The organism is Streptomyces flaveus (assembly GCF_014647675.1).
In the GTDB taxonomy this organism is placed as follows: Bacteria; Actinomycetota; Actinomycetes; order Streptomycetales; family Streptomycetaceae; genus Streptomyces; species Streptomyces flaveus.
Map to the genome: position 1 here is coordinate 226,578 of NZ_BMPQ01000005.1, position 12,369 is coordinate 238,946.

Annotated in this window: 12 protein-coding genes; 7 read left to right on the forward strand and 5 right to left on the reverse strand. The window is 70.7% G+C overall.

Annotation, left to right across the window (positions count from 1 at the left end; all coding sequences use genetic code 11):
• Positions 1-26: 26 nt before the first annotated feature.
• Together IEZ21_RS12960 and IEZ21_RS12965 are read right to left on the reverse strand one after the other, a co-directional pair.
• The gene (locus tag IEZ21_RS12960) at positions 27-617 is read right to left on the reverse strand and encodes a TetR/AcrR family transcriptional regulator (RefSeq protein WP_189322030.1); all 591 of its coding nucleotides are present in this window, start codon (positions 615-617) and stop codon (positions 27-29) included.
• On the reverse strand, positions 614-2,128 hold the full coding sequence (locus tag IEZ21_RS12965) for a 3-hydroxyacyl-CoA dehydrogenase (RefSeq protein ID WP_189322031.1): 1,515 nt from the start codon (positions 2,126-2,128) through the stop codon (positions 614-616). The genes IEZ21_RS12960 and IEZ21_RS12965 overlap by 4 nt, the downstream gene beginning before the upstream one ends.
• Before the next feature lie 201 nt (positions 2,129-2,329).
• Between IEZ21_RS12965 and paaN the strand changes: the two genes are divergently transcribed.
• The gene (gene paaN / locus IEZ21_RS12970) at positions 2,330-4,024 is read left to right on the forward strand and encodes a phenylacetic acid degradation protein PaaN (RefSeq protein WP_189322032.1); all 1,695 of its coding nucleotides are present in this window, start codon (positions 2,330-2,332) and stop codon (positions 4,022-4,024) included.
• 19 nt (positions 4,025-4,043) lie between these two features.
• On the opposite strand, the gene IEZ21_RS12975 is transcribed toward paaN, so the two are convergent.
• Genes IEZ21_RS12975 through IEZ21_RS12985 form a run of 3 tightly spaced genes read right to left on the reverse strand, consistent with a single transcriptional unit; the run spans position 4,044 to position 6,939 of the window.
• On the reverse strand, positions 4,044-4,841 hold the full coding sequence (locus IEZ21_RS12975) for a TrmH family RNA methyltransferase (RefSeq protein WP_189322033.1): 798 nt from the start codon (positions 4,839-4,841) through the stop codon (positions 4,044-4,046).
• The gene (locus IEZ21_RS12980) at positions 4,838-6,109 is read right to left on the reverse strand and encodes an HTTM domain-containing protein (RefSeq protein WP_189322034.1); all 1,272 of its coding nucleotides are present in this window, start codon (positions 6,107-6,109) and stop codon (positions 4,838-4,840) included. The genes IEZ21_RS12975 and IEZ21_RS12980 overlap by 4 nt, the downstream gene beginning before the upstream one ends.
• The gene (locus IEZ21_RS12985; RefSeq protein WP_189322035.1) at positions 6,106-6,939 is read right to left on the reverse strand and encodes a DUF5819 family protein; all 834 of its coding nucleotides are present in this window, start codon (positions 6,937-6,939) and stop codon (positions 6,106-6,108) included. Before IEZ21_RS12985 ends, IEZ21_RS12980 begins: the two co-directional genes overlap by 4 nt.
• Positions 6,940-7,209: 270 nt before the next feature.
• Here IEZ21_RS12985 and paaA point away from each other — a divergent pair, with 270 nt between their 5' ends.
• The 6 genes from paaA (at position 7,210) to IEZ21_RS13015 (ending at position 12,192) form a co-directional block, all read left to right on the forward strand.
• Positions 7,210-8,220 carry a 1,2-phenylacetyl-CoA epoxidase subunit PaaA gene (gene paaA / locus IEZ21_RS12990; RefSeq protein ID WP_033320565.1) on the forward strand — a complete coding sequence of 337 codons (1,011 nt, stop codon included), beginning with the start codon at positions 7,210-7,212 and terminating at the stop codon, positions 8,218-8,220.
• The gene (paaB, locus tag IEZ21_RS12995; RefSeq protein ID WP_165338871.1) at positions 8,217-8,504 is read left to right on the forward strand and encodes a 1,2-phenylacetyl-CoA epoxidase subunit PaaB; all 288 of its coding nucleotides are present in this window, start codon (positions 8,217-8,219) and stop codon (positions 8,502-8,504) included. Before paaA ends, paaB begins: the two co-directional genes overlap by 4 nt.
• Entirely contained in the window at positions 8,501-9,220 is a 720-nt protein-coding gene (gene paaC, locus IEZ21_RS13000) for a 1,2-phenylacetyl-CoA epoxidase subunit PaaC (protein ID WP_189322036.1), read from the forward strand. The genes paaB and paaC overlap by 4 nt, the downstream gene beginning before the upstream one ends.
• The gene (gene paaD / locus IEZ21_RS13005) at positions 9,214-9,828 is read left to right on the forward strand and encodes a 1,2-phenylacetyl-CoA epoxidase subunit PaaD (RefSeq protein WP_189322037.1); all 615 of its coding nucleotides are present in this window, start codon (positions 9,214-9,216) and stop codon (positions 9,826-9,828) included. Before paaC ends, paaD begins: the two co-directional genes overlap by 7 nt.
• Positions 9,828-10,889: a 2Fe-2S iron-sulfur cluster-binding protein gene (locus tag IEZ21_RS13010; RefSeq protein ID WP_189322038.1), complete on the forward strand. Its 1,062-nt coding sequence runs from the start codon at positions 9,828-9,830 to the stop codon at positions 10,887-10,889. Before paaD ends, IEZ21_RS13010 begins: the two co-directional genes overlap by 1 nt.
• Before the next feature lie 166 nt (positions 10,890-11,055).
• Positions 11,056-12,192 (forward strand): acyl-CoA dehydrogenase family protein, encoded by a 1,137-nt coding sequence (locus IEZ21_RS13015; protein ID WP_189322039.1) that lies wholly within the window; start codon positions 11,056-11,058, stop codon positions 12,190-12,192.
• Positions 12,193-12,369: the final 177 nt, after the last annotated feature.

Sequence of the window (12,369 nt, forward strand, 5' to 3'; positions counted from 1 at the left end):
CTTCTTCGGGGTGCGCGGTCCGGATCTCACTCCTCCTTGCGGAGCCCTTCGAAGACCAACCGCACGACGGCGTCGGCGACTTCACGCTCGCTCACGCCCCGACCGTCGGGCCGGTACCACTCGACGAGCGAGTTGATCATCCCGAAGACCAGCCTGGTGGCAAGCCCGAACTCCACGTCCGCGCGGACGTCGCCGTCGGCCGCCGCTTCCTTCATGAGTTCGGCCACCCGGTGGTCGAACTCCCGGCGCCGTTCCAGGGCCCAGCGCTCGGTGCCGGTGTTGCCACGCACCCGCAGCAGGAGCGTCACGTACGGCAGTTCGGCGGTGAGCACCTCGACCATGCGCCGGGTGACGTACTCCAGTCGCCGCACGGCACGCCCCACGCGCGCGTGCTCCTCGTCGAGGATCCCGAAGAGGCCGTCCAGCGCCCGGCTGACGGCCCGGCGCAGCAGCTCCTCCTTGCCCGCGACGTGGTGGTATATCGACGACTTGGAGATTCCGGCCGCCTTGGAGAGGTGCTCCATGGACGTACCGTCGTAGCCGCGGTCGTTGAAGACCCGCACGGCGACGGAGAGCAGCGTCTCCGGCGTGTACGTGTCGCGCTTGGCGGTGGTCATGGGGTGCCCTCCCGCTTGTCGGATGCGTACGCATGTCGGTAGAGCGCGAGGGACGGCGCGTACCGCCCGGAGGGGTCGCGCAGATGCAGTTCCTCCAGGAGGTCGTGCGCCCAGGTCTTGCCGAGCTTTCGGCTCCATTCGAAGGGTCCCAACGGGTAGTTGACACCCAGGCGCATCGCCGTGTCGATGTCCTCCTCGGTGGCCACTCCCTTGGTGACCGCGTCGTGCGCCAGGTCGATGATGCGGGCCACGGTGCGGGCGACGATCGACCCGGGTACGTCCCCGATGACGCTGACGTCCTTGCCGAGCGCCTGGAAGAGCCCGATGGCCTCGGCGAGGGTCCCCGGCCGGGTGTCCTGCGAGGCGGACAGGGCGATCCGGGTCGCCTTCCGGTAGTCGAGCGCCAGATCGAAGTAGACGACGTCACGGAACTCGACGGAGGTCTGTCCGTCCGCGAGGGCCAGCTGCCCTCCGCCGGGCAGCACCAGGCGGGTGCCGTTGTCCTCCTCGTCCTCGCGGACCTGGATGCTCGCCTCGCGGATCAGCGGGAGCAGTTCGGCCGCGGGGCCCAGGTCGCCCTCGGCGACGACGTACGCGGGCGGCTGGGCCTTCTCCGCGGTGTGCGGTTCGGGTCGCTCGGCGTCGTCCCCGTACGCGTACCAGCCGCGTCCCGTCTTGCGGCCGTGCCGGCCCGACTCGACGAGCCGCCGCTGGGCGAGCGAGGGCGTGAACCGCACGTCCTGGAAGAAGGCTTCCCACACGGAGCGGGTGACCGATTCGTTGACGTCCTGCCCGATGAGGTCGGTCAGTTCGAAGGCGCCCATCTTGAAGCCGCCGGATTCGCGCAGGACGGCGTCGATCGTGGCGGGGTCGGCGGCCTGGGCCTCGTACACCGCGAAGGCTTCGGCGTAGAAGGGCCGCGCGATGCGGTTGACGATGAAGCCGGGGGTGTCGGCGCAGGCGACCGGCGTCTTCCCCCAGGCGCGTGCCGTCTCGTACGCGCGCGTGGCCGACGTGACGTCCGTCGCGAACCCGGAGACGACCTCCACGAGCGGCAGCAGCGGCGCGGGGTTGAAGAAGTGCAGGCCGACGAAGCGGCCGGGGTTTCGCAGGGCGCCGCCGATGGCGGTCACCGACAGGGAGGAGGTGTTGGTGGCGAGCAGGCAGTCGTCCGTGACGATCTCCTCGAGCTCGCGCAGCAGTTGCTGCTTGACGTCGAGCCGCTCCAGGACGGCCTCGACGACGAGATGCGAGTCGGCCAGTTCGGCCAGGCTCTCGGCGGGGCTGAGGCGGGTGCGCGCGGCGTCCCGGTCCGCGCCGGTCAGCCGGTCCTTCTCGACCAGCCGGTCGAGGCGGGCACCGATGGCCTCGGCCGCGGCCTGGGCCCGGCCGGGGACTGCGTCGTACAGCCGTACGGGGTGGCCCGCGACCAGTGCGACCTGGGCGATGCCCTGGCCTATGGTGCCCGTGCCGACGACGGCCACCGGGTCGGCGAGGTCGAGTGCTGTCATGCTCGCGATCCTCCCGCACGGGGTTTTCCACAGGTTCAGCGGACCCTCTTGTCCCGACCGATCGTTCGGTTACTCTAACTCTGACTGCCCACCCGTCGCCCACCACCACCCTGAACGAGACGCTTCGCGTCACACCTCTCAATATTTCCGCCCAGGTCGCGAGCTCAACGAAGAGCTCCAGAGACGAGGAGTTGGTCCCCGATGGCCGCCGCCGAACTCACCGCGCACCAGCTGATCGCCCAGCACCGGCCCACCCTCGATCAGGCGCTGGAAACGATCCGCACGCGCGCGTACTGGTCCCCGCACCCCGAGCACCCCAAGGCGTACGGCGAGAGCGGCAGCCTGGGCATGGCGGAGGGCAAGGCCGCCTTCGACGCCCTCCTGGGCACCCGCCTCGACCTGGGCCAGCCCGGCACCGACGACTGGGTGGGCGGCGAAGTCTCCCCGTACGGCATCGAGCTGGGTGTCACGTATCCGCACGCGGACATCGACGTTCTGCTGCCCACCATGCGCGCGGGTCAGCGGGCCTGGCGTGACGCGGGCGCGGAGATGCGCGCGGTGGTGTGTCTGGAGATCCTCAAGCGGATCAGCGACCGCACGCATGAGTTCGCGCACGCCGTCATGCACACCAGCGGCCAGGCCTTCATGATGGCGTTCCAGGCGGGCGGCCCTCATGCCCAGGACCGCGGCCTGGAGGCGGTGGCGTACGCGTATGTGGAGCAGGTCCGCACACCTGACACCGCGGAGTGGACCAAGCCTCAGGGCAAGCGTGAGCCCCTCGCACTGAACAAGCAGTTCACGCCGGTGCCGCGCGGCATCGCCCTGCTGATCGGCTGCAACACCTTCCCGACGTGGAACGGCTATCCGGGTCTGTTCGCCTCCCTGGCCACGGGCAACGCGGTCCTGGTGAAGCCCCACCCGCGCGCGGTGCTCCCGCTCGCCCTCACCGTCCAGGTGGCGCGCGAGGTGCTCGCCGAGGCGGGCTTCGACCCGAACCTGGTGGCCCTGACCGCCGAGCGCCCCGGCGAGGGCATCGCCAAGACCCTGGCCACCCGCCCCGAGATTCGGATCATCGACTACACGGGCTCGACGGCGTTCGGCGACTGGCTGGAGGCCAACGCCCGGCAGGCGGAGGTCTACACGGAGAAGGCCGGCGTCAACACGGTGATCGTGGAGTCGACCGACAACTACAAGGGGATGCTGTCGAACCTGGCCTTCTCCTTGTCCCTCTACAGCGGCCAGATGTGCACGACCCCGCAGAACCTGCTGATCCCCCGCGACGGCATCCGTACGGAGGAGGGCCCCAAGTCGTACGACGAGGTGGTCGCCGATCTCGCGAAGTCGGTCGGCGGACTCCTCGGGGACGACGCCCGTGCGAACGCCCTGCTCGGCGCGATCGTGAACCCGGACGTGAAGGCCCGCCTGGAGGCCGCGTCGGGCCTCGGCGAAGTCGCCCTGGCCTCACGGGAGATCCGCAACCCGGAGTTCCCGGACGCGGTCGTCCGTACGCCCGTGATCGTGAAGCTGGACGGCGCCAAGCCCGATGCCGAGGCGGCCTACATGAGCGAATGCTTCGGGCCGGTCTCGTTCGCGGTCGCGGTCGACTCGGCGGAGGAGGCCGTGGAGCTGCTGCGGCGGACGATCAGGGACAAGGGCGCGATGACGGTCGGCGCGTACACGACCTCCCAGGAGGTCGAACAGACTGTGCAGGAGGCCTGCCTGGAGGAGTGCGCCCAGCTCTCGCTGAACCTGACCGGCGGGGTGTACGTCAACCAGACGGCGGCTTTCTCGGACTTCCACGGCTCGGGCGGCAACCCGGCGGCGAACGCGGCGCTGTGCGACGGGGCGTTCGTGGCGAACCGCTTCCGGGTGGTGGAGGTGCGCCGGCAGGCGTGAGCCGTCGCCTTCCGGACGGTCAGGCCGGGCGGACGTCAGGGCCGCCCGGCACCGGCCCGCTTCCGGCTCCGCCCCCGGCCGCGCTCCAGTGGAACAGCGTCATGGCCACACTGGTGGCGAGGTTGTAGCTGGAGACCTGGGGGCGCATCGGCAGGGACACCAAGTGGTCGGCGCAGGCGCGCAGTTCGGGCGACAGTCCACTGCGCTCGGAGCCGAAGGCGAGCAGGGCGTCGTCCGGGAGCTTGAGGCCACGGATGTCCTCGCCCTCCGGGTCGAGGGCGAACACCGGGCCCGGAGGCAGTTCGTGCACGGCGAGCGGCTCCACGGCCGTAGCGAAGTGCAGCCCCGCCCCGCCGCGTACGACCGTGGGATGCCAGGGGTCGAGGGTGCCCGTGGTGACCACACCGGTCGCCCCGAAGCCGGCGGCGAGGCGGATCACGGCTCCGGCGTTGCCCAGGTTGCGCGGATTGTCGAGGACCACGACGGGGGCGGGACGGGGGACGCGGGCCAGCGTCTCCAGGTTGGCCGCACGGGAGGGACGTACCGCCAAAGCGGCCACCGCGGTGGGGTGTGGACGGGGTACGAGGGCTTTGAAGACGTCCTCCGGGACCTCCGCCAGAAGCCCGTCGAGCGTGTCCCGTACATCCGGGGCCAGTTCCTCGGCCAGCGTCAGGGCGGCCCGCCGGTCGGGGGTGACGGCCACCGGGACCTCGGCGTGGAAGCGTACGGCGTGCTTGAGGGCGTGGAAGCCGTCGAGCAGTACGGAGGTGCTGGCAAGCCGGTGCCAGGCGCGTACGGGGTCGTGGGGGGCCGTCATGCGGTGAAGCCTACGTGCGGGTGCTCGGCCTCCTCCGGGGTGCGCTGATCACCCTTGCGGGGCCCCGGGATCGCAGGGCGGCGGCCGCGGGAAAACAGCCGCACGCGCGCGCGTGCCGCCCGTCCGCCGAGGCGTCGCAGGAAGGACGTCGGCAGGAAGACCGCGTCCGCCGCGATCATGGCGAGCGAGAAGAACGGCAGGCCGAGGACCACGGCGATCACGGCGTGCTCGGTGATCATGGCTGCCAACAGGACGTTTTTCACCCGCCGGTTGAACAGCGTGAAGGGGAAGGCGACCTGCACGACGACCGTCCCGTACGTCACCAGCATCACCAGCGTGCCGTTCGCGGTCAGCAGGCCGGACAGGGCGGACCAGGGCGAGAAGTAGTCGAGGTGGAGCGGGTAGAAGACGGCGGTGCCGTCCTGCCAGCGCGAGCCCTGGATCTTGTACCAACCGGCGGTCGCATAGATCAGGCACGCCTCGGCCATGATCACGAACAGGGCGGTGTTGTGGACGAGATTGGCGACGACGTCCAGGAAGATCCGCGGCTCGGCGGTCCGCGCACGGCGTGAGACGACCCACCACAGGCCCTGCACCGCCCACAGCCCCCAGAAGACCGTCAGCCAGCCGCCCAGGAAGCCGCCGTCGATCTTCCCCGCGAGCGTGGCCGCGGCCAGCAGGAATCCGAGCACGCCCCACAGGGCGGGACCCACCCTGTCCGGGCCGCAGCGTTCGCCACGCGCGCGTGCCTCACGCGCGCGGCGTTCCCGCCGCTCGTCCAGGGACCACACCTGGCCGCAGCGCGTGAACACCAGGTAGATCGCCATCAGGTGGATGACGTTGTCGCCGCCGTCGCCCATGAAGACGCTGCGGTTCTGCAGCGAGAGCACGCCGATCATGAAGAGTACGGACATGGCGCGGGTGCGCCAGCCCAGCATGAACAGGGCGCTCGACAGCACGGCCAGTGCGTAGACGATCTCGAACCAGGTCTGGCTGTCGGACCACATCAGGGCCGTGAAGGCGTGGTTGTCCGCGATGAGCTGCTGGGCGAGGTCCCAGCTCCAGGGGCCGTCGGGCCCGTACATGTCCCGGCGGTGCGGGAACTCCCGCACCAGGAACAGCAGCCAGGTGGCGGCGAAGCCGATGCGTATCACGGCGGTCTGGTACGGGCCGAGCGCCGAGCCTGTGACCCAGGCGATGCCGCGCGCGAGTTTCCGGTCGAGACGGGGTTTGTTCTCGAGGGTGCCGATGCGGTCGTCGCTACTCACTGGGTCCCCGCCTCTGTGCCGATGTCGCGCGTGCCCGCCGCCCGGTCGGTCTCGGTCACCGGCCACCAGGGCAGTTCTCGGAAGACAGGCTTGTCGGACACCTGCTCCGTGCTCCACTCCGGAGGCGGCACATTGGTCGTACGGGAGCGGATCTGGACCTGCTGGACGACCGCGCCCCTGCCGCCCGCCTGCTCACGGTCCAGACGCAGCACCACGAGGCGGCGCAGATAGCGCTCGGCGAGGGCGCCGCGCAGTCCGTCGGGACGGTTCTCGTCGTCGTGCGTGGCCACATAGAAGTCCCAGGCGCGGCGCAGTGCGTTCTGCTGGGTGTGGCTGGGCAGCAGATTGCCGTCGATGGCCGCACCGTCCAGCGCGGAGAGGTCGTACCAGCGGGTCGTCCGGATGCCGCCGTCCGCGGCGCGCACTTCGGCGCGGACCTGGACCGCGATGTTCTGCTGGAGCGGGTTGGGGGCGAAGAGCTTCCAGTTCTGCTCGAACTCGGGATAGACCCACTCGTCGATCGCCTGTCCGTGCTGCTTGGTGACCGTGTTCGAGGGCGCGACGTGCAGAAACATCGTGCCGAGGTGCACACAGGCGGCGACCGTGACGACGGCGAGGGCCAGGGCGACGGCGATCTGGTAGCGAATGGAGAGGACGGCTGTGCCGGTGGGGGGAGGGGGCGCGGGGTCGTTCGGTGGGAGAGCCGGGTGGTTCGGTGGAGGCTCGGCGGGAGCTGCGCGGTCGTTCGGCGGGTGGGAGTCGGCAGCGGCGGGCTCGGGCTCGTCCGGCGGCTCGTGCCGGGGGTTCGAGCCCTGGTCGTACGCGTCCATTCCGCCCCGTTTCCCAATGTCCGCCAGATGCCTGTCGCCGGTCGGCGAGGTGCCGTACCGCCCGCGGGGTGCCGCGCCGCGACGTTCGCACCGGCACGGTACTTAAGGCCGCCCGCCCGGCACAGCCCCAGCGAACACAGCGGCCACGACCGTGACGTTGTCCACAGCGGGTTATCCACAGCGGTTGACACCTTAGGGCCCTCGTCCCACCATTGAATCGGACGAACCGAACGATCGGTCGGTAGCTTGATCGAGGTCGAGGGGGACCATATGGCGACAGCAGCCGAGCACCGCACCGCCCGCGCACCGGCGGACGGGACGGCGGACGAGGCCGCGCGGACAGCGGCGTACGAGGCTGTCTTCGACGCCGCCGTGGCCGCCGACGAGCGCATCGAGCCGCGCGACTGGATGCCCGACGCCTACCGCTCGACACTGGTCAGGCAGATCGCGCAGCACGCCCACTCCGAGATCATCGGCATGCAGCCGGAGGCCAACTGGATCACGCGCGCGCCCTCCCTGCGTCGCAAGGCGATCCTGATGGCCAAGGTCCAGGACGAGGCCGGACACGGGCTCTACCTCTACAGCGCGGCGGAAACGCTCGGTACCAGCCGCGACGAACTGCTCGACAAGCTGCACACCGGCCGCCAGAAGTACTCATCGATCTTCAACTACCCGACGCTGACCTGGGCGGACGTGGGCGCCATCGGCTGGCTGGTGGACGGCGCCGCGATCACCAACCAAGTGCCCCTGTGCCGCTGCTCCTACGGTCCGTACGCGCGCGCGATGGTCCGCGTCTGCAAGGAGGAGTCCTTCCACCAGCGCCAGGGATACGAGCTGCTGCTGGCCCTCAGCCGCGGCACGCCGGAGCAGCACGAGATGGCGCAGGACGCGGTGAACCGCTGGTGGTGGCCCTCGCTGATGATGTTCGGCCCGCCCGACGACGAGTCCGCGCACTCCGCGCAGTCGATGGCCTGGAAGATCAAGCGGCACTCGAACGACGAACTGCGCCAGCGCTTCGTGGACATCTGCGTACCCCAGGCCGAGTCCCTCGGACTCACGCTCCCCGACCCGGAGTTGAAGTGGAACGAGGAGCGGGGGCACCACGACTTCGGAGCGATCGACTGGACGGAGTTCCGGGAGGTCCTCAAGGGCAACGGCCCGTGCAACGAACAGCGGATAACGCAGCGCAGGCGGGCGCACGAAGAAGGCGCGTGGGTACGGGACGCGGCCGCGGCGTACGCCGGCAAACACGCCTCGGGCAACAGGGAGGCGCGAGCATGACCACCAACGACTGGCCCCTGTGGGAGGTCTTCGTGCGCTCGCGCCGCGGACTCTCGCACACCCACGCCGGCAGCCTGCACGCGCCGGACGCCGAACTGGCGCTGCGCAACGCCCGCGATCTGTACACCCGGCGCGGCGAAGGCGTCTCCATCTGGGTGGTCCCGTCCACCGCGATCACGGCCTCCTCACCGGACGAGAAGGACCCCTTCTTCGAACCGGCCGCCGACAAGCCGTACCGCCACCCGACGTTCTACGACATCCCGGAAGGAGTGAAGCACCTGTGACGGTCACCGCCGGTTCCGCAGCCGCCCTCGCCCTCGGCGACGACGCCCTGGTGCTCTCGCACCGACTGGGGGAGTGGGCGGGCAAGGCGCCCGTCCTCGAAGAGGAAGTGGCCCTCGCCAACATCGCCCTCGACCTGCTGGGCCAGGCGCGGGTCCTCCTGTCGATGGCTGGCGACGAGGACGAGCTGGCGTACCTCCGCGAGGAGCGCGCCTTCCGCAACCTCCAGCTGGTCGAGCAGCCGAACGGCGACTTCGCCCACACGATCGCCCGCCAGCTGTACTTCTCCACGTACCAGCGACTGCTGTACGCGGAACTGGCCGCCGGAGACGGCGAGTTCGCCCCGCTCGCGGCCAAGGCCGTCAAGGAGGTCACCTACCACCAGGACCACGCCGAGCAGTGGACGCTGCGACTGGGCGACGGCACGGCCGAGAGCCATCAGCGGATGCGGCGGGCGTGCGAGGCGCTGTGGCGGTACACCGGTGAGATGTTCCAGCCGGTCGAGGGTGTGGACGTCAACTGGAGTGATCTGGAGACCAGTTGGCTGGAGTCCGTCTCCGCCGTCCTGCGCCGGGCAACCCTCGACGTTCCGGAGGGACCGCGGTCCGGGGCGTGGACCGCGGGCGCCGGACGCCAGGGGCTGCATACGGAACCCTTCGGGCGGATGCTCGCCGAGATGCAGCATCTGCACCGCAGCCACCCGGGGGCGTCATGGTGACCAGGACGACGCCCATCGAAGAGGAGGCGACTCTCCTCGGGGAGGAGACGACCGTCCTCGAAGAGGAGCTGCGCAGGCTCGCCGGTTCCGTGCCCGATCCCGAGCTGCCGGTCCTCAGCCTGGAGGAGCTGGGCGTGCTCCGCGCGGTCCATGTCCGTGGGGGCGGTGCGGTCGAGGTCGAGCTGACGCCCACGTACACCGGCTGCCCGGCCGTCGAGGCCATGTCGGCGGACATCGCGAGGGTGCTGCACGAGCACGGGGTGCCGCAGGTGACCGTCCAGACCGTCCTCTCCCCTGCCTGGACGACGGACGACATCTCGGACGAAGGACGCCGCAAGCTACGGGAATTCGGGATAGCACCGCCACGTACGCAGCGGGCGACGGGGCCGGTTCCGATATCGCTCGGCCCGACGCGGACAGCCGCCCGCGCTCCGGACAGGATGGCCGACGCCCCACCGGATGCGAGCCTGGAGGCGGACCCCGTGCGCTGTCCGCACTGCGGCTCCGCCGACACCGAGCTGCTCAGCCGCTTCTCGTCCACCGCGTGCAAGGCACTGCGGCGCTGTCTGTCCTGCCGTGAACCGTTCGACCACTTCAAGGAGTTGTGATGGCCCGGTTCCACACGCTCCCGGTGGCCGCGGTCGACCGGCTCACCGACGACTCCGTCGCCCTGGCCTTCGCGGTGCCGCCGGAACTGCGCGAGGAGTACCGGTACGCACCTGGCCAGCACCTGGCGCTGCGGCACACGGTCGACGGCACGGAGATACGGCGTACGTACTCGATCTGCTCGCCGGCGCCCGCGGACGGCGACGGCCCCCGGACGCTGAGGGTCGGGGTGCGGCTGGTGGAGGGCGGGGCCTTCTCGACGTACGCGCTCAAGGAGATCGGCGTGGGCGACGAGGTGGAGGTGATGACACCGGCCGGACGCTTCACGCTCGAACCGGCACCCGGGCTGTATGCGGCGGTGGTCGGCGGCAGTGGCATCACACCCGTGCTGTCAATCGTCACGACGCTGCTGGTTCGGGAGCCCGAGGCGCGGTTCTGCCTCATACGCAGCGACCGTACGCCCGCCTCGACGATGTTCCTCGAAGAGGTCGCCGATCTGAAGGACCGCTTTCCGGAGCGGTTCCAGCTGGTGACGGTGCTCTCCCGGGAGGAGCAGCAGGCCGGCCTGCCCTCCGGGCGGCTCGACCGGGAGCGGCTCACGGAGCTGCTGCCGGCGCTCCTGCCCCTCGACGCGGTGGCGGGCTGGTTTCTGTGCGGGCCGTTCGGGCTTGTGCAGGGGGCGGAGCGGGCGTTGCGCGATCTCGGGGTGGCGCGGAGCCGTATCCACGAGGAGATCTTCCATGTCGACGACGGGGCCGCACCGGCTGCCACCGTGCCGGCTCCCGCGCACAGCACGGTCACCGCGCGGCTCGACGGGCGCGCGGGCACCTGGCCCGTGCGGGACGGCGAGCCGCTCCTGGAGACGGTGCTGCGCAACCGCCCCGACGCGCCGTACGCCTGTCGCGGCGGGGTGTGCGGGACCTGCCGGGCGTTCCTGGTCTCCGGCGAGGTGCGGATGGACCGCAACTTCGCGCTGGAACCGGAGGAGACGGAAGCGGGATATGTGCTGGCGTGCCAGTCCCATCCGGCCACGGAGAGGGTGGAGTTGGACTTCGACCGGTGAGCTTCGTCCCAGTTGGCTCCGGCGGTGGTGAGCTGCGCTCGCCGGTGGCTCCGTTGTTGTCGCACCGTTCCCTTTTCGTAGAACCTGTTCTACCTTGACGCTCCGTCAGATCCATCGTCGGTCCATCAGCTCCGTCCGATGGATCAGGTACGCGGGAGGACAGGCCGTGGACTTCAGCTTCAGCGAGGAACAGCAGGCGGCCGTGGAGGCGGCGAAGGCGGTGTTCGCCGGGGTCACACCGGACGGGGTGCCCTCACCCGCGCTCACTGCGGGCGCCGTCGCGGACGACTTCGACCGGGCGCTGTGGGCCAAGCTCGCCGACGCCGACCTGCTGAGCCTGCTGCTCGACGCGCGCTACGGCGGGGCGGGCCTGGACGCCATCGCGCTGTGCCTGGTGCTGCGCGAGTCGGCGAAGGTGCTCGCGCGGGTGCCGCTGCTGGAGAGCAGTGCGGCGGCGCTGGCCGTGCAGACGTACGGCGGTGAGGAGTTGAAGGCGGAGCTGCTGGCGCGGGCCGGGCGGGGCGAGGTGGTGCTGACCGTCGCCGCGAACGGCCGCACCGGACACGACGGTGCCGAACTGGCCGTCACCGCACGCCGGGAAGGCGACGCGTGGGTGCTGGACGGGGTGCAGACAGCGGTGCCCTGGGCGTACAACGCGGACTTCGTCGTGGTGCCCGCGCTGAGCACCGGTTCGGGCCGCGCCGTGCTCGCCCTCGTACCTCGCGGCCACGAAGGCGCCGTACCCGCCGAGCAGGTCTCCACGACAGGTGAGCGGCTCGGCGAACTCCGGCTGGACTCCGTACGCCTCGCCGCCCGTGACGTCATCGACGCCGACGGCGCTTGGGAATCGCTGCGGGATCTGCTCGCCACCGGAACGTGTGCGCTGGCGCTCGGCCTCGGCGAGGGCGTCCTGGGGATGACGAGTGAATACACCAGCAAGCGGGAGCAGTTCGGGTTCCCGGTCGCCACGTTCCAGGCGGTGGCCGTGCAGGCCGCCGACCGCTATATCGACCTGCGCGCCATGGAGGCGACCCTCTGGCAGGCCGCGTGGCGGATCAGCTCGCGGGCGGGCGGGGCGCTGCCCGCGTCCGGCGACATCGCCATGGCCAAGATCTGGGCCTCCGAGGGCGTACGACGCGTCGTGCAGACCGCGCAACATCTGCACGGAGGCTTCGGCGCCGACACCGACTACCCACTGCACCGCTACCACGCCTGGGCCAAGCACCTGGAACTCTCCCTCGGCCCGGCAGCAGCCCATGAGGAGACGCTGGGTGATCTGCTGGCGGCGCATGCGCTGGGGTGAGCGGCGAAGGGCGGCGCGTGGTCGCTGGAACCGCTGAGGGCCGGGCACCTCGCGGGACGCCGTGCGTGACGCGTCGCTGAGCGGACTTGCTGAAGTCCGCTGCGCCACCGCCCTAAGGAGGCCGCAGGCCTTCCTTTCAGGGGCGCGGGGCTGTGGACATATGCGGCTCCGCCGCGG

What these genes read in the sequence shown, in the direction of transcription:
- IEZ21_RS12960 (WP_189322030.1), bottom strand. Translation starts at nt 617, where the DNA reads ATGACCACCGCCAAGCGCGACACGTACACGCCGGAGACGCTGCTCTCC.
- IEZ21_RS12965 (WP_189322031.1), bottom strand. Translation starts at nt 2,128, where the DNA reads ATGACAGCACTCGACCTCGCCGACCCGGTGGCCGTCGTCGGCACGGGC.
- paaN (WP_189322032.1), top strand. Translation starts at nt 2,330, where the DNA reads ATGGCCGCCGCCGAACTCACCGCGCACCAGCTGATCGCCCAGCACCGG.
- IEZ21_RS12975 (WP_189322033.1), bottom strand. Translation starts at nt 4,841, where the DNA reads ATGACGGCCCCCCACGACCCCGTACGCGCCTGGCACCGGCTTGCCAGC.
- IEZ21_RS12985 (WP_189322035.1), bottom strand. Translation starts at nt 6,939, where the DNA reads ATGGACGCGTACGACCAGGGCTCGAACCCCCGGCACGAGCCGCCGGAC.
- paaA (WP_033320565.1), top strand. Translation starts at nt 7,210, where the DNA reads ATGGCGACAGCAGCCGAGCACCGCACCGCCCGCGCACCGGCGGACGGG.
- paaB (WP_165338871.1), top strand. Translation starts at nt 8,217, where the DNA reads ATGACCACCAACGACTGGCCCCTGTGGGAGGTCTTCGTGCGCTCGCGC.
- paaD (WP_189322037.1), top strand. Translation starts at nt 9,214, where the DNA reads ATGGTGACCAGGACGACGCCCATCGAAGAGGAGGCGACTCTCCTCGGG.
- IEZ21_RS13010 (WP_189322038.1), top strand. Translation starts at nt 9,828, where the DNA reads ATGGCCCGGTTCCACACGCTCCCGGTGGCCGCGGTCGACCGGCTCACC.